Origin of the sequence: Rhizobium terricola (assembly GCF_012927355.1) — a bacterium.
Classification (GTDB): Bacteria; Pseudomonadota; Alphaproteobacteria; order Rhizobiales; family Rhizobiaceae; genus Allorhizobium; species Allorhizobium terricola.
In genome coordinates this window covers 80201-96866 of the sequence record NZ_JABBGK010000003.1, presented here as the reverse complement: position 1 = coordinate 96866, position 16666 = coordinate 80201, and the positions used below count along the sequence as shown (strand labels likewise).

The 16666-nt window shown below is 62.7% G+C and carries 11 protein-coding genes; 4 read left to right on the top strand and 7 right to left on the bottom strand.

Going from position 1 to position 16666, the window contains the following annotated elements:
• Positions 1 to 21: 21 nt before the first annotated feature.
• The 3 genes from HHL25_RS15500 to pdxY form a co-directional block, all read right to left on the bottom strand.
• On the bottom strand, positions 22 to 1581 hold the full coding sequence (locus tag HHL25_RS15500; RefSeq protein ID WP_169593187.1) for a diguanylate cyclase: 1560 nt from the start codon (positions 1579 to 1581) through the stop codon (positions 22 to 24).
• A 186-nt stretch (positions 1582 to 1767) separates the two neighbouring features.
• The gene (locus tag HHL25_RS15495; RefSeq protein WP_169593184.1) at positions 1768 to 2409 is read right to left on the bottom strand and encodes a carbonic anhydrase; all 642 of its coding nucleotides are present in this window, start codon (positions 2407 to 2409) and stop codon (positions 1768 to 1770) included.
• A gap of 81 nt (positions 2410 to 2490) precedes the next feature.
• A complete protein-coding gene (pdxY, locus tag HHL25_RS15490) occupies positions 2491 to 3369 on the bottom strand; it encodes a pyridoxal kinase PdxY (protein ID WP_169593181.1) in 879 nt (292 codons plus the stop codon).
• Between the two features lie 197 nt (positions 3370 to 3566).
• Between pdxY and HHL25_RS15485 the strand changes: the two genes are divergently transcribed.
• Entirely contained in the window at positions 3567 to 8360 is a 4794-nt protein-coding gene (locus tag HHL25_RS15485; RefSeq protein WP_169593179.1) for an NAD-glutamate dehydrogenase, read from the top strand.
• A 97-nt stretch (positions 8361 to 8457) separates the two neighbouring features.
• Entirely contained in the window at positions 8458 to 9804 is a 1347-nt protein-coding gene (locus HHL25_RS15480) for an MFS transporter (protein ID WP_246701867.1), read from the top strand.
• Positions 9805 to 9852: 48 nt separating this feature from the next.
• Here the strand turns inward: HHL25_RS15480 and purH are convergent, their stop codons facing one another.
• The 4 genes from purH to htpX form a co-directional block, all read right to left on the bottom strand.
• On the bottom strand, positions 9853 to 11469 hold the full coding sequence (gene purH / locus HHL25_RS15475; RefSeq protein WP_169593177.1) for a bifunctional phosphoribosylaminoimidazolecarboxamide formyltransferase/IMP cyclohydrolase: 1617 nt from the start codon (positions 11467 to 11469) through the stop codon (positions 9853 to 9855).
• Between the two features lie 97 nt (positions 11470 to 11566).
• Positions 11567 to 13243, bottom strand: coding sequence for a heparinase II/III family protein (locus HHL25_RS15470; protein ID WP_169593175.1), 1677 nt, complete (start codon positions 13241 to 13243; stop codon positions 11567 to 11569).
• 188 nt (positions 13244 to 13431) lie between these two features.
• On the bottom strand, positions 13432 to 14826 hold the full coding sequence (locus tag HHL25_RS15465) for an RsmB/NOP family class I SAM-dependent RNA methyltransferase (protein ID WP_169593173.1): 1395 nt from the start codon (positions 14824 to 14826) through the stop codon (positions 13432 to 13434).
• Positions 14817 to 15779: a zinc metalloprotease HtpX gene (gene htpX, locus HHL25_RS15460; protein WP_169593170.1), complete on the bottom strand. Its 963-nt coding sequence runs from the start codon at positions 15777 to 15779 to the stop codon at positions 14817 to 14819. Before htpX ends, HHL25_RS15465 begins: the two co-directional genes overlap by 10 nt.
• A 117-nt stretch (positions 15780 to 15896) precedes the next feature.
• Between htpX and HHL25_RS15455 the strand changes: the two genes are divergently transcribed.
• On the top strand, positions 15897 to 16127 hold the full coding sequence (locus HHL25_RS15455; protein ID WP_169593168.1) for a DUF1674 domain-containing protein: 231 nt from the start codon (positions 15897 to 15899) through the stop codon (positions 16125 to 16127).
• Positions 16128 to 16182: 55 nt separating this feature from the next.
• The gene (locus tag HHL25_RS15450) at positions 16183 to 16641 is read left to right on the top strand and encodes a thermonuclease family protein (protein WP_169593165.1); all 459 of its coding nucleotides are present in this window, start codon (positions 16183 to 16185) and stop codon (positions 16639 to 16641) included.
• Positions 16642 to 16666 lie beyond the last annotated feature (25 nt).

The window sequence follows — 16666 nt, the reverse complement described above, 5'->3', positions numbered from 1 at the left end:
CTCGTCGAATCCGGGACCGGCTCAGGCCGGTCTCGAAACACGTCTGTCGAACATCAGTCCATCATTGTCTCCGTCCCGCGCCACGCGGTTGCGACCGGAGAATTTTGCCGTGTAGAGCGCCAGGTCCGCCCGACGGACCAGATCATGCAACAAAGCCTCGTTGATCGGCTCGACGGCGCTCGAACAGCCGAAGCTGGCGGTTACCTGCAGCACCGTGCCATCGTCCAGCGTAAACTCCGTTGCTTCGATGGCCTGTCGGACCCGCTCGGCGACGTCGGCTGCAGCATCGAGCGAGCTGTTGGGCAGCACCGCGACGAATTCCTCGCCGCCATGGCGCGCCAGCAGATCCCCATTGCGAAAGTTGCCGCGTGCCAGGTCGCCGATCCGCTGGAGAACGATGTCACCGACATCATGGCCGTAAATGTCGTTGACCTGCTTGAAACGATCGAGGTCGAAGATGACGACCGACATCTGCCGGATGATCTCGTTCCGGGTCAGCATCTCACGGGCCATGGCCTCGAAACCGCGACGGTTGAAGAGCCCTGTCAGCAGGTCTGTCTGGGCGGCGTTGCGCAGTTCGTCGACCAGCAAGGCCCGCTCGGCAAGCAGGCGGGACGCGAGCCCGACGCCCTTGATTGCCATCAGCAGAATGAAACCGAGAATGAACGACAGGACCAACGTGGCCACCACGAGCGATCCGAGCTGCGTCCGCGCCTGGTCAGCGAGATTGTCGCCTGCGGCACGGATCTCGCCGATGACGGCGCTGATACCCTGTTTCCAGAACAAGATCCGCTGGTCGCTCTCGAGAGACCAGCGCCGCAGCAGTTCGGGCGAGGGCGCGACGTTGTCGTGAAGGATGGCCTGGGCCGTCGCGCGGAGCCATTGGCCCGACGGCGTCGATTCGAAATCGAGAAGCGGCTTCAGTCCGGGGCTGGCCATCCGAACGGAGAGGCGCTGAAGCGCATCTTCCTTTACTGCGGTTGCCCGCGAGAAGAGATCGAGGTCGGCAGCGGAAAGATCATGGCCGCGAAGATATTCGGTGCCGTAGAAATTGGTGACAAGCCCTGCCTCGTTGGCCACCAGCAGATCGAGGAAGAGCTGCAGCTCGCGCGACAGCAGGGCGTCGTCGATCTCGAAGCGCAGCGCTCCGACGATGTCGAGATAGGTGACCGATACGGGCTTGTACTGGTCGATGACTTCTGCGGTCACGGCCTTGCCGTTGTCCACCCGGATGCGGTAGCGCCGCATTCCATCGACCAGAAGTCGCAGCTTCTCTCTGAACGGCTGGAAGATCGGCGCACTATCCTCATCGAGAAGCGCTTCGAATGCCTCTATCTCCCGGTCGAGGGTGATACGCGACTCAAGCATGTCCCGTCGGTTTCGGTCGGTCGTCTCGGTCAGGTACCGGATCGTGATGAGCGCTTCGGTCGGGATGGTGGAGGAACCGATGCGGCCGGCATCGGACGAGGCGTAAGCGAAGCGTTTGTCGGCATCCAGAACGCGGAAGCGGTCGTAGTAGTGCTCCAATAGAAGGATCGCCATTGCTCCAATCACGACGCTGGGGAGCAAAAGGGCCGCCATGACGACCTTCTGAGTGGCTTTCAAGTTCATCCACGCACCAGGAAAGTGGAGAGGGCATTGGTGGCCCCGGCCCGGCGGTAGCAGTCAGGTCGTGGCCCACCCTATAATTTCAAGGGTGACGCTAGCGCCATGACATGAATAAGTTCTAAATTAGACTCGACGGTGGACGGATATTTCGCGTCGTATTCACTTGTCGAGGCGAACGAAATCACGCGTATCGGGATCCATGATCCAGAGTTCGCCGTTCGAAATGTCGAACCAGGCACCATGGAGCTGCAGTTTACCGCGTTCTTCCAGGATCTTCACACACGGGAAAGTGCGAAGATTGGCAATCGAATTGCGGATGGAGATGCGTTCCAGCGCCGTCTGCCGCTCGCTGTCGGTCATCACCGAATTGCCCTGGATCTGTTCGGCGGCGGTGCTGACCAGGTTCATCCACTTGCCGATGAAATCACCCGGCGACAGCGGTTCGGCGCTGGGGTCGAGCGCGGCGCGAATACCACCGCAGCGGCCATGGCCCATGACGATGATGTCACGCACACGAAGTGCCTGGACGGCAAATTCCAGAGCGGCAGAAGTCGAGTGATACTGCCCGTCCGGCTCGTAGGGAGGAACCATGTTCGCGACGTTGCGAACCACGAAGAGTTCACCGGGGCCGGCATCGAAGATCGTCTCAGGCGCGGCACGGCTATCGCAGCAGGCGACAATCAGTGTGTGCGGCTTCTGCCCCTGGTCCGCCAGAACGCGATATCGCTCCCGTTCGTCGACATAACGCCCGGACATGAAGTTGCGATAACCGTTGAGGAGGGGAACTGGAAAACGCTTCATGCCCATCGATTAGCGCGACCAGGCCGTCATGGCAACAGTTTCACGCAAGCTTCGAACGCAAAGCGGCAATGCGAATCGCGTTCAGCTGCGTTTCGGCCTTTGTGCGGGATGCAGCAGGTGCCGCATCTGAACCAGCGCCATCGGCGTTGATAGGCTGGCAGCATCGCTTTCGAGCGTCAGTTCGTCGCCGCCACGCTTGGCGGTGCGGGCGAGAACCTCGAAGACGCTCGCCGTCGTGAGCTGTAGCGCACGCTCGTCCGGCACACCGTCCAGCAAACGAGCGAGGAAGACGGCCGATGTCAGGTCGCCGAGCCCGTTCGGTGGATTGTCGATCAGCCGGTGCTCGGCGAGGAGCGCATGCTTGCCGCTCAGATAAAGATTGCCGGTACCTCCGGCCATCATCGGCACCGCCGACGTGACCAGCATGCGGGGTGGCCCGAGTGAAAGAGCCGCTTCCATGATCTCGGCATTGGTGGAAAGCCGGGCACCGACAAGCCACTCGAGCTCGTAGCGGTTCGGCGTGGCGAGCGAGGCGAGCGGGATCAGCTGATCGCGGACGGCAATCGCCGTCTCCTCGCGGATATAGAGACCGCCGAGGTCACCCATGACCGGATCGCAGACATAGAGCAGATCGGGATTTTGCGCCCGCAGGGCCCTGACAAGCCGGGCAACCGCGTGAGGCTGGGCAGCATTGCTGAAATAGCCGGTCAGGACCGCCTTGACCTCCGGAAGCCAGGGCGCGCGGATGAGATCGTCGATGGCGTGATCGAATTCCTCTTCCCCGAAGGTCAGCCGCGTCGAGGGACCGTGGCCGGGGTGCCAGGGCAGGACGATCGTCGGAAGCGCCCAGACAGGAAAACCGAGGCTCTCGAGCGCGAACACGGCGGCACGATTGCCGACCGATCCGCGGACGACGTGGCTCGAGATGACGATCACGGCGCCTTGGGATTTCTCTGTCATGGCGGAAAATTCCTGTTGTTTCGGTCTTCTGATCACGCTTTTCGCCCGGGGCTGTCAATATCGTGCACCAATTGGCTCCTAGAAATTGCACGGCCGTACAATGGACTTCCCATATGCGGCCCGAAGCAGATACACCTTTCGGAAAACAGTTTTATGGATCATCCGCACAAAGTGTCGATGACAGGGAGGAAAAGAGAATGGTCGCGAACAGGAAACCCCGGCGGGAGCAGCAATTCGAAAGCGCACGCCGTATCGCCGTGGCGAACGGGGAGGCCTTCATCGATCCCGGCATTCTGTTCGGTCGCGCAAGCAACGACGACCTCGATCTCTACACACCCGAAATGCTCGCATTCTCCGCCGTACGCGCCGCGCAAGACCTGGCCGCCTGGGACGGCGAGCAGCCGTGCATCACCATCGAGCCGATCGCCGATGTGAGCCCGGACGGCGTTCCGGTCAGCGTGCTGTCGGTCGTCGATCGCAACAAGTCCTTCCTCTACGATTCCGTCATGGGTGAGGTAACGAGCCTCTACCGCGACGTCTTCATGGCGGTCCATCCGATCCTCGCCCGGACCGAGGAAGGCGAAGTCTCGCTCTCGACCCCGGAACACGAGGTCGAGGGAGCGGTCCGTGTCAGCTACATGCAGATCCACATCGCACCGCTGACGGCCGATCAGGCTACCGCGCTGAAGGCAAGTCTGGCCCTGGTGCTCGCCCAGGTCCAGATGACCTCCGCCGACTGGAAACCCATGCTTGCCTTGCTCGACGCGGCCATGCAGGAACTTGCCGGTGCCGCCTCGGGCGCAGGACGCCGCAAGGCTGACCGCGACGAGGCGCTGGCCTTCCTCGATTGGCTCCGCAGCGACAATTTCACCTTCCTCGGCATGCGCGAATATGTCTACACGGGCGAAGGCCCGGAAGCGAAGGTCGAGCGCAGCCTCGGCCAGGGGCTCGGCATATTGTCCGACCCGGACGTCCTCGTGCTCCGCCAGGGCAAGCATGCCGTCACGACGACGCCGGAAATTCTTGCCTTCCTGCAGGGGCCTGATTTCCTCATCGTCACCAAGGCCAATGTGAAGTCGGTCGTGCATCGCCGCGCCTACATGGACTATGTCGGCGTGAAACGCTTCGGGCCTGACGGCAAGGTTGTCGGCGAACTCCGCATCGTCGGCCTGTTCACCGCGACGGCCTATACCCGTTCGGTCAACCAGATCCCGCTGCTCCGGGCCAAGATCGAAAAGGTGACGAGCCATTTCGGCTTCGATCCGCAGAGCCACTCCGGTCGCATCCTGCAGAATACGCTGGAATCCTATCCACGCGACGATCTCTTCCAGATCGACACCGACCTGCTCGCGAAGTTCTGCGAACAGATCAACGACCTCTCCGAACGCCCGCGGGTCCGGGTCCTCCCCCGCATCGACCAGTTCGACCGCTTCGTCTCGCTGATCGTCTATGTTCCGCGCGAGGACTACAACTCGATCGTCCGCGAGAAGATCGGCAACTATTTCAGGACCGTCTATGAGGGCCACGTATCGGCCTACTATCCGGCCTTCCCCGAGGGCGGTGTCGCCCGTGTGCACATCATCATCGGCCGCTCCGAAGGCAAGACGCCCCGCATTCCGCAAGCGCGCCTCGAGCAGGCGATCCGTGAAATCACCGCGCGCTGGGACGATCGCTTTGCCACTCTTGCCGGGCCTGCCGCGCCCAAGCTCTCCGTGACCCAGGCCTATCAGGAGGCCTTCGAAGCCGCGGACGCGGTCGCCGATCTCCGCCATATCGAAGCCTGCCTCGCCGGCGCGCCGATATCGATCGCATTCCACGAAGTCACCGCCGATGAGGGCCAGCTTCTCTATCTGAAAATCTTCCATGCAGGCGCGCATCTGCCGCTGTCGCGCCGCGTTCCGCTGCTGGAAAACCTCGGCTTCGGCGTCATCAGCGAACGCACCTTCGACATCGGTGTCACCGACCGGAATGAAACCGAAAGGCTGGTCGTCCTGCACGACATGGAACTTCAGGTCCATGGAGCGCGCAGCTTCGACATCGCGACCCAGGGCAAGGCCGTCGAGGAGGCACTGGTGCTCGCCTTCCGCGGCACGGTCGACAACGACGCCTTCAACCGGCTGGTGATGACGGCGGGCCTCAGCGCGCGCCAGGCCAATGTGCTGCGCGCCTATGCCGCCCATCTTCGCCAGTGCGGCTTCGTTTACTCCCAACGCCACATCGCCGATACACTCAACAAGTATCCGGAAATCACCGCCTCCATCCTCTCGCTGTTCGAAACGACGTTCGATCCAAGGATCGGCGAGAAAATCCGCCTGAAGAAGCTCGCCGAGGGCCGGGCAGCCCTCGAGGCGGCCCTTGTATCGGTTCCGAGCCTCGATGAGGACCGGATCCTGCGCCGCTATCTCAACTCAGTCGACTGCACGCTTCGCACCAACTACTACCAGAAGGCCTATGCCCAGAGCGAGCGGCCTATGCTCGCCTTCAAGTTCGATCCGCAGCTGCTCGAAGGCCTGCCCGAACCGCGACCCTATCGCGAGATCTTCGTCTACGGGGTCGAAGTGGAAGGCGTCCACCTGCGCTTCGGCAAGGTCGCCCGCGGCGGCCTGCGCTGGTCGGATCGCGCACAGGACTACCGCACGGAAGTGCTCGGCCTCGTCAAGGCGCAGCAGGTCAAGAACGCGGTAATCGTGCCCGTCGGCGCCAAGGGCGGCTTCTTCCCGAAGCTCCTGCCCGTCGGCGGTAGCCGCGACGCCTGGCTGGCGGCCGGCACCGAGGCCTACAAGACCTACATCACCACCATGCTGTCGATCACCGACAACATCGACGGCGGCCGGATCGTGCCGCCGGCCGACACCGTCCGGCTGGACGATGACGACCCCTATTTCGTCGTCGCCGCCGACAAGGGAACGGCAACCTTCTCGGACACCGCGAACGGATTGGCCCAAGCCGCCGGCTTCTGGCTCGACGACGCCTTCGCCTCCGGCGGCTCGGCCGGCTATGACCACAAGAAGATGGGCATCACCGCGCGCGGCGCCTGGGAAGCGGTCAAGCGTCACTTCCGCGAGATGAACATCGATATCCAGTCGACACCGTTCACGGTTGCCGGCGTCGGGGACATGTCGGGCGACGTCTTCGGCAACGGCATGCTCCTGTCGGAGAAGATCCGGCTCGTCGCGGCCTTCGACCACCGCGACATCTTCATCGACCCGGATCCAGATACGGCCCGTTCCTTCAAGGAACGCAAGCGCATGTTTGCACTGCCGCGTTCGAGCTGGCAGGATTATGACACGAAGCTCCTGTCGAAGGGCGGGATGATCATTTCGCGCGCCGAAAAATCGGTGACGCTCACGCCTGAGGCGGCAGCGATCATCGGCCTCGACAAGACGGTCGCTACCCCGCTCGACATCATGAACGCGATCCTGAAGGCGCCTGTCGACCTGTTGTGGTTCGGCGGCATCGGTACCTACATCAAGGCTTCCGACGAGGCGGACTCCGATGTCGGCGACCGCGCCAACGACGCAATCCGCGTTACCGGCGGGGAAGTGCGCGCCAAGGTCATCGGTGAGGGCGCCAATCTCGGCGTCACCCAGAAGGGCCGCATCGCCTATGCCTTGAGCGGAGGGCGCCTGAACTCCGACGCGATCGACAACTCGGCAGGCGTCAATTCCTCCGACGTCGAGGTCAACATCAAGATCGCCCTCTCCTCGGCACTGGCCGACAAGCGTCTGACGCGCGACAAGCGCGACAAACTGCTCTCGGACATGACTGACGAGGTGGCGGAACTGGTTCTGCGGAACAACTACCTGCAGACGCTTGCGATCTCGCTGACACAGCGCAAGGGCGCCGCGAACCGCGAGGAACTCGGCCGCCTGATGAACTATCTGGAAGGCCTCGGCCGCCTCAACCGCAAGGTCGAGACCCTTCCGGACAACGCGACGCTGTCCGAACGTTTCGCGTCCGGCAAGGCACTCACCCGGCCGGAAATCGGCGTCCTGCTTTCCTATGCCAAGATCGTCCTCTTCGACCAGCTGGTCGCCTCCGACTTGCCGGATGATCCCTATTGCGAAAGCGCGCTGACTAACTACTTCCCGGCCAAGATGCGCAGGACCTATGCAGGTGATATCGCCGGGCACCGCCTGCATCGCGAAATCATCGCGACGGTACTCGCCAACCACGTTATCAATCGCGGCGGCCCGGGCTTCATTACCACGATCGGTGATGCCACGGGCGCGATGCCGCCCGAGATCGTCAGGGCGGCCCTGCTCACCCGCGACGGCCTGCAGCTACCGGCGCTCTGGGAGAAGATCGATGCGCTCGACGCGAAGATCCCTGGCGAAACTCAGAACCGGATGCATGCGATCGTCGCCCGCGTCTATGCAGGTGTCACCCGTCTGCTGGTCGAGACCGGCATGTCCACCGGTGATCTCTCCGAGGCCCTCGCTCGCCTCAAGTCTGCGGTGAAATCGGCCCGCCAGGCCTTCGGTTCGGCATTTCCGGCCAATCTCAAGGCAACCTTCGAACAGGAGGTGGAAGAACTGGAGGATGGCGGCGCCCCGGCAGACATCGCCCGCGAAATAGTCGGCCTTCAGACCTTGCTCCTGGTGCCCGAGGTCATGCAGATCGCCATGCGGACCGAAGCACAGCTGCCGCGTGTCATCGAAGCCTATTTTGCTGTTTCGGAAGCGTTCCGGATCGATCGCATCCTCGTCGCCGGAAACCGTATCGTCAGCAGCGATCACTACGAGAGCCTCGCGCTCGGTCGCAGCCTCGACCAGATCGGTGCGGCCCGTCGCGATATCGTTGTGTCGGCCTTTGCCCGGCATGGCGGCGAGAAACATCCGGTCAACGCCTGGCTCGCAGCCGCCCGCCAGCGGGTCAACCGGCTGGCAACGGAGCTTGCGGCCCTCAGCGAGGGCAGCGAGGGCAGCCTCGCGAAGATCACGGTGGCGGCAGGCCTGCTGACCGACCTTGCGAACGACCGGACAAGATGACAGTGTCCCCCATCGGCAGATGGGGGAGAACGGACGCGTGACGGTACAGGCGGGAGTAACGGACGACCGGGGAGAGAAGGTCTATAGCCGCGGGGTGATGAGCTGGATGTTGTTCGACTGGGCAGCCCAACCCTTCTTCACGGTGATCACGACATTCATCTTCGGTCCCTACTTCGTTTCGCGCCTCACCAGCGATCCGGTGAGCGCCCAGGCGACCTGGAGCAACATGGCGACGATCTCGTCGATCATCATCGCCGTGCTGTCGCCGATCCTGGGCGCGATCGCCGACGAATCCGGCTCACGAAAGCCGTGGATCGCCTTTTTCGCCGTGATCAAGATTGTCAGCCTCTGCCTCCTCTGGACGGCGGCGCCCGGTTCCCCCGTCGCCTTCATCGTACTCCTGATGGTGCTTGCCACGGTCTCGGCCGAATTTTCGATCGTCTTCAACGACTCGATGATGCCGCGGCTCGTCGGCACGAAGGACGTCGGGCGCGTGTCCAACATTGCCTGGGGCCTCGGTTACCTGGGCGGCATGATCGTGCTGATCAGTGTGGTCCTGTTCATAGCCGGCAATCCGCAGACTGGCAAAACGCTCCTGGGCGGGACGCCCATTTTCGGTCTCGATCCCGCCGCCGGCGAGGACGCACGTGTCACCGGCCCGATCTCGGCCCTCTGGTATCTCGTCTTCATCCTTCCGATGTTCCTGTTCACACCCGACGCAGGACGCGGCAAGCCGCTTCCGGCAGCCGTGCGCTCGGGCCTCAGGGATCTCGGCCATACGCTTTCCGAACTGAGGAACAAGCCCGGGATCCTGCGTTTCCTGGTCGGGCGAATGATCTACCAGGATGGCGTGAACGGCCTGCTGACCCTTGGTGGCGTGTTCGCGGCAGCGATGTTCGGCTGGTCGACGATGGAGATCGGCATCTACGGCATCATCCTCAACATCATCGCGATCTTCGGCTGCATCGCCGCAAGTTCGCTCGACCGAGTGCTCGGCTCAAAGTTCGTCGTGGTACTCAGCCTGCTGTCGCTGCTGGCAGCCACCATCGGCATCATCTCGACGGGCACCGACTTCACCCTCTTCGGGCTGGTCAGCCTGCCGGTGACGACGACGGAGGGTCTGTTCTCGACGCCCGCAGAAAAGGCCTACATCCTCTATGGCCTGCTGATCGGCATTGCCTTCGGCCCGGTCCAGGCATCGTCGCGTTCCTATCTGGCCCGGAGTGTCAGCCCTGCGGAGGCCGGGCGCTACTTCGGCATCTATGCACTTTCCGGCCGCGCCACGAGCTTCATGGCCACCCTCAGTTTTTCGCTCCTGACCTACTGGACCGGTTCGGCCCGTATCGGCATGGCGAGCCTGATCGTCTTTCTCATCGGCGGCCTGGTAATCCTGCTCAGGACGCCTTATCCGGCTGCCCATCCGGCATCTCCGCTTGAGCAATGAAAAAAGCCCGGACAAGGCCGGGCTTCTTTCCATTCTGGTGATCGTCGATCAGTGGCGGAAATGTCGAATGCCGGTGAAGACCATGGCCACGCCATGTTCGTCGGCCGCGGCAATGACGTCGGCGTCTCGCATGGATCCACCCGGTTGGATGACCGCGGTGGCTCCTGCCGCGATGGCGGCAAGCAGGCCATCGGCGAAGGGATAGAAAGCTTCCGAAGCGACAGCCGAGCCTTTGGTTAGCGGTTCGGCAAGCCCAAGCGCCTTGGCGGCATCTTCGGCCTTGAGCGCCGCGATACGGGCGGAATCGACGCGGCTCATCTGGCCGGCGCCGATGCCCGCCGTCTGGCCGTTCTTCGCATAGATTACCGCATTCGACTTCACGTGCTTGGCGATCTTGAAGGCAAACTTCATGTCTTCGAGTTCGGTCGCGGTGGGCGCGCGCTTGGTCACCACCTTGAGCTCCAGATCCTCGACCATGACATTGTCGCGCGATTGCACCAGAAGACCGCCGGAAACCGTCTTGGCGACGATGCCCCGCGCGCGCGGGTCGGGCAGGGCACCGGTGGTGAGCAGACGCAGGTTCGGCTTTGCCGCGATGATCGCCTTCGCTTCGTCGGTGACGGAAGGCGCGATGATCACTTCGGTGAACAGCTTGACGATCTCATGCGCCGTCTCCGCATCGAGCGTCTGGTTGAGCGCGATGATGCCGCCGAAGGCCGAGATGGAATCGCAGGCCAGCGCCCGCTGATAGGCTTCCACCAGGCTGGAACCGGTCGCGACGCCGCACGGGTTGGCGTGCTTGATGATCGCACAGGCAGGTCCCTGTTCGGGCGGAAACTCGGCCACCAGTTCGAAGGCCGCATCCGTGTCGTTGATATTGTTGTAGGACAGCTGCTTGCCCTGCAGAAGAGTTGCCGTGGCAACGCCCGGGCGCTGGTCGCCCGTCAGGTAGAAGCCGGCGCTCTGATGCGGGTTCTCGCCATAGCGCATGGTTTCCTTCAGCGAGCCACCGATCGCGCGATACTGCGGCATATCGATGGACAGAGCCTCGGCAAACCAGTTCGAGATCACCGCGTCATAGGCAGCCGTGCGGGCAAAGGCCTTAGCGGCGAACTGCTGGCGTAGCGCATAGGTCGTCTGGCAATCGTCGGCCTTCAGGGCCTCGAGCAGGGCAGGGTAGTCGGAGGGGTCTGTCAGAACGGTGACATAGGCGTGGTTCTTTGCCGAGGCGCGGATCATCGCCGGACCGCCGATGTCGATGTTCTCGACCGTAGTCGGATAGTCGCCCCCGGCGGCACGGACCGCCTCGAAGGGGTAGAGATTGATGACGGAGAGATCGATCGCGTCGATACCATGCGCCTTCATCGCAGCAACGTGTTCGGCATCATCGCGGATCGCCAGCAGGCCGCCATGCACGTTGGGGTGCAGCGTCTTGACGCGACCATCCATGATCTCCGGGAAACCCGTGACCTCGGAGACATCGGTGACGGGCAGTCCGGCTGCGGCAATCGCCTTGTGCGTGCCACCGGTCGACAGCAGGCGTACACCCATGTCGTTCAGTGCCTGGGCCAACTCGATGATGCCGGTCTTGTCGGACACCGACAGAAGGGCAGTGCGGACTTTGACACGGTCTGGAACGGGGATTTTCTTCGATACGACTGCCATGGTTCTGCTCCGATCTGAACTGCCGCGCTGCCGGGGAAAAGGACATCGCGTGCGCGATGCCGCCGCCTAGCACAGCTTACCCCCGGAGGGAACCATTCTATGCGTGATGGGCAAGAAACCAGCGCACTTCCGGGCCCTGGAAGGCAAGTTCGAGCTGTTGCGACGGCCGCACGCCCGAGACGTCGGCGAAAAACACGTCCTCGCCGATCAAGAGCTGTCCCGTCGGCGTGGAGAAGGTCCAGCTCTCACCGTCGGAGGCAGTCATCCGCACCTTGCGTTCGTCGATCCGTTCGAGCGTGATCGAGGGATGGACATGGAACCGGGCGACAGCAGCCTCGGCCGGCGCTTCGGTCGCGGGATTGCCGTCCGGCGTAAGGAAACGGTCCCTTCCAGCGATCTTGTTGCCGGCTTCGTTCATGCGGATCTCGCGCTCGTGAACCAGGCCGAACTTGCCGAGATAACCGTCATGGCTGGCGCAGAGCCGGTCGCTGCCGTCCGGCCCGGTCTGACGCGACACATCGACCTTGGAGACGCCGGAAACCATGAGAGGTCCGAGATACTCCGATTCCGAAAAGCGTGCCGAGGATGAGGTGCCGATGCAGACCGTCGAATGAGCAGCCGTGGTGCGGGCCAGTTGCCTGAGCTTGTCGCCGGCAAAACGGGGCGACCCGCTGTTGACGATGAACCGGTGCCGTCCGGACGAGAGCTCGAAGGACAGACACCCCGCATGGGCCGTGCGGGACAGGTCGGACGAGAGCGGCACGCCGGTGTCAACCAGCACGACTGCGCCGCCGGCCGCCATGCGATGATATTGAGAATGCGGCAGCGCCTTGAAGGGTTGCCCGGCGGTCTCGTCGTAGCGCAAAACCGACATCAATTCGTTCGCAAGGGTCGAACTCGCACCGTTGAAAAGGGCAAGGTCGCCACTTTGATGGCGGAAGAAACGGATCGCCGGATACATCCGGTCGATCGCAGGAATGAGCCTCGCCGGAACTTCATGTCCGAGATTGATGTAGGTCTGCCGCAGCGGCAGAAGGTCGAACAACAGTTCGACAGCGGATTGCGGATTGCGCGACACATGACCACCATCGGGCAGGATCTGGCGGTCGATCTCGCGATTGAGTTCGCGTGCACTGCGACGGATGGTCGACCCGCGCGTTTCCATCGAGATCGAAGCCATCGCCAGCGCTATGCGCACCCTAAGGCGGGTAAACCCGGCCGGAGAATGTCCGGCATTGCGGCGAAGATAACGCACCTGATAGGCGAGGCTGGTCAGGAAGCGGCGATAGAATCCGGCATCGGCCTCATGCAAGACGACCGTCGAATGTGAGAGCCAGGCGATGATGCGCTGGGCAATGACATCGGCTTCCCATGCGACGCCGCCGATCCTCGACCCGTGCAGCCCGATCCAGTCGTCGACGATCGCGCGCGCGTTGGCACAGGCCGCAGCACTCTTGTCGGCACGGATATGGCGCAACCAGGCAAAGGAATGAAGACGTACGGCAAAATGATGGGACGGAAGTTCAAGCGCGAAGGGCGACTGATTGCCTGCATCGAGAATGCGGCCTGCCAGCGGGAAACGCCCCACGAAGATCTCTTCGGCAACGAAGGGATCGATCACCCGCAGATCCGTCGGCGCGACGATGAGACGGCCTGGAGCCACGCCCGGCAGACCGAAGGAGGGCACACGGAAGCGCCGGAAAGCGCGGACAACCCTTCGCCCAGTTTCCGCCATGTACAGATAGACCAGCTTCTGGCGTTGCGTCAGTCGCATCATCTTCCCAAGCTGTCGCACTGAAACCCGGGCGACATCCCCGCCGGACGCGTCGAGCGTGCCTCGATCCGCACCATTATCCGCCTTGAAGGCAAGGCGCAGTCGTTCCGCATATCGCCGTAACCCGCGATCTGCGAGCCGCCAATTGCGTATTCCCTCAGATTCGAACAATTTTAGTGAAAATTCCGTTAAATCTTAGCGATTGCGCATGCATAGAATCCGTCAATGCCGCCTTCGGTTGCAAGCATGGCCGGGGTGGTTCGGATTTCACCGCGCACGGTGACCGCATCTTCAAGGCCAGTCCAGTCCGCAGGATCGACCGGGACGCGTTCAAGACCCGCATCACCGCCGAGAACGCGCTCGATCATCTCCTCGCCCTCGCTCGGGTCAAGCGAACAGTTGGAGAAGACCACCAGCCCGCCCGGGCGAACCAGTGTCAGCGCGTGACGCAGCAGCTTTTCCTGAAGCTCGGCGAGCTTGGCAATGTCCTCCGGCCCTTTCGTCCAGAGCACATCGGGATGGCGACGTGTCGTCCCGGTGGAGGAGCAGGGCGCGTCGAGAAGCACGGCGTCGAAGGGCTGGTCCGGCTTGAAATCGAGCAGGTTGGAAAGCACACACGTCGCCTCAAAGCCCAGCCGGGCGAGATTGGATTGAAGCCGGGTCAGGCGCGAGCGGGACTGCTCGACGGCGGTTACCTCGGCACCCATTGCGATCAGCTGCGCGGTCTTGCCACCGGGCGCGGCGCAGAGATCGGCGACACGCTTGCCGCGAATGTCACCGAAGAGCCTGGCTGGAAGTGCTGCGGCCGCATCCTGTACCCACCACGCGCCCTCGTCGAACCCCGGGAGTTCGGGGATCGTGCCCCGAAAACGCTCGAGCCGCAGGCTGCCGGTGGGCAGAACCTTGCCGTTGAGCCGCTCCGCCCAGAGCGCGGTGTCCTGCTTGACCGTCACGTCGATCGCTGCCGGCTGCATCTGTGCTTCGGCGATCGCGCGTGCAGCCTCCGGTCCGTAGACCTCGACCATGCGCGCAAAGAACCAATCCGGGAAGCAGGGGAGATCGGCGACCGAAGCGAGCAGAGCCTCCTTTTCGCGCCCGATCCGGCGAAGGATGGCATTGGTTAGCTTGGCGAAACGGCGATTGCGGGGATCATGATTGGCCTGTTCGACGGCTAGATCGACGGCCGAATGGTCGGGGACATCAAGGTAGAGCATCTGCGCGGCCGCAACGACCAGCAGGTGATGGAGCGAGCGAGCGCCATCGGGCAGCGGCGTGTCGAGCAGACCGGCAATGATGGCCTCGATGCGTGGCAGGTGGCGCAGGGCGCTGTGAAGTATGGCCCTGACGAGAGCGCGGTCAGCTTCGGAAAGGCCGCGAACGGCCGGGTTGCCATGTTCGGCGTCGAGCATGCCGTCGAGCGGGGTCTTCTTGTCGATGACCGCCGCCAGGATCTTTGTTGCCGCGCTGCGAACCTCGAAGCCGGGCTTCGGCGCTGCGTGATGGGCCGGATCAGAGCCCGGGCGTCCTGTCGTGGGGTTCTTGCCGGAAGGTTTTCGCCGATTGCGCTCGTCGTTCAAGACCATGGTCCCTTAGGTGGTTCGGAGCCACCGCGACCCCACCCGGTATTCGGTACGGAACGCGATTTACGGGGCGCATTATCAGCGGGTGCCGGCCGCGTCGATCCCCCAAAGCCACTTTCCGACATCTGGAGCAAGGCGGCGACGCGGTTTTCAGTATTTGGGTGGGTCGAGAACAGGTTGTCCATCCGCTGCCCAGACAGCGGATTGATGATGAACATGTGCGCGGTCGCGGGATTGCGCTCGGCATCGAGGTTCTCGACGTGGGAAGCGTCACCGGCAATCTTCTGGAGAGCGGAGGCAAGCCACCGGGGATTGCCGCAGATTTCGGCGCCGCGCCGGTCGGCGGCATATTCGCGAGTACGGCTGATGGCCATCTGCACGAGCATCGCGGCAAGTGGCGCAACGATCATCGCGACCAAAACGCCGACGAACCCGAAGGGGTTGTTCCGGTCGTCGCGACTGCCGCCGAACAGGAAGGCGAAATTGGAGAGCATCGAGATCGCACCGGCAAGCGTGGCGGTCACCGTCATCGTCAAGGTATCTCGGTTCTCGATATGGGCGAGTTCATGCGCCATGACCCCGGCCACCTCTTCCGGTGTCAGGCGACGAAGCAGGCCGGTCGAGGCGGCGACCGCCGCATTCTGCGGATTGCGGCCCGTGGCGAAGGCGTTGGGCTGCGGACTGTCGAAGATATAGACGCGCGGCATCGGCAAGCCGGCATTCTTCGAAAGGTCGCGGATCGTCGCAAAGAATTCCGGGGCGTTGTTCTCATCGATCTCCTGCGCGTGATAAGCGCGGAGCACCATGCGATCGGAATTCCAGTAGGAGAAGAAGTTCATGCCCGCGGCGACGACGAACGCGATCATCATCCCGCTCTGGCCGCCAATCAGGTAACCGACACCCATAAAAAGTGCCGTCATGAAGGCGAGCAACATGGCGGTACGCATGAAGTTCATCTCTTTGTCTCCGTCTTTGGACGCATGGACGCCAATGAGAGCTTGGTTGACGCGCATGGCTGCACTAGATGTAAAAGGCCTGAGCAAAGTTTCAATGATTTCGGAAATGAATCGGTCATGAGCGACATCGCCGACAATGACAATCAGCCACAGGATGCCGGAGTTGACGTCCCTCAGCCGGCGCGCCGGCCGTTGAGCGAGGCTGCAATGCGCGCGCTCGCCGAGGCGGAAGAACGTCGCAACGCAGAGAAGCGACAGCAACCGGCGCCCGAAATCGGCGGCCGCGGCGGCGCCGATCCGGCGCGTTTCGGCGACTGGGAGATCAATGGCAGGGCCATCGACTTTTGAGGCTTGAATAAAAGCCTATTGATTGCGTCGCTTGATAGGAATATGTTCCATATCCATGCGAACCCATCCCTTCCTGCGCGCATTCCTTGCTGTCATCCTGAGCAGTGCACCCGGCACAATAGGTACTCTCCACGCCGCCGAGCGGATTGCCGGACCGGTCGCTGCAGAACTGGTTCGCGTCATTGACGGCGACACCGTCATGGTGAGCGCCATGCCCTGGCCGGGTCATCGTGTGACCACCTATGTGCGCCTGCGCGGCATAGACGCGCCGGAACTCAAATCGCACTGTCCGGCAACGCGCCATGCCGCCCTTGAAGCCCAGGCGGTGCTTTCCGAGCTTCTGGCCGCCTCGCCGCTCGTGTCTTTGACCGATATTTCGGGTGACAAGTATTACGGTCGGGTGGTCGCAGCCATCCGGCTGGCCGATGGCAGCGATCCCACCACCACCCTGCTTGCCGAAGGGCTCGCCGAACCTTATCGCGGCGGCCACAAGAAGACGCCGCGCTGTTCATGAAAAAGGAGCCCCAATGCGCGAGGCA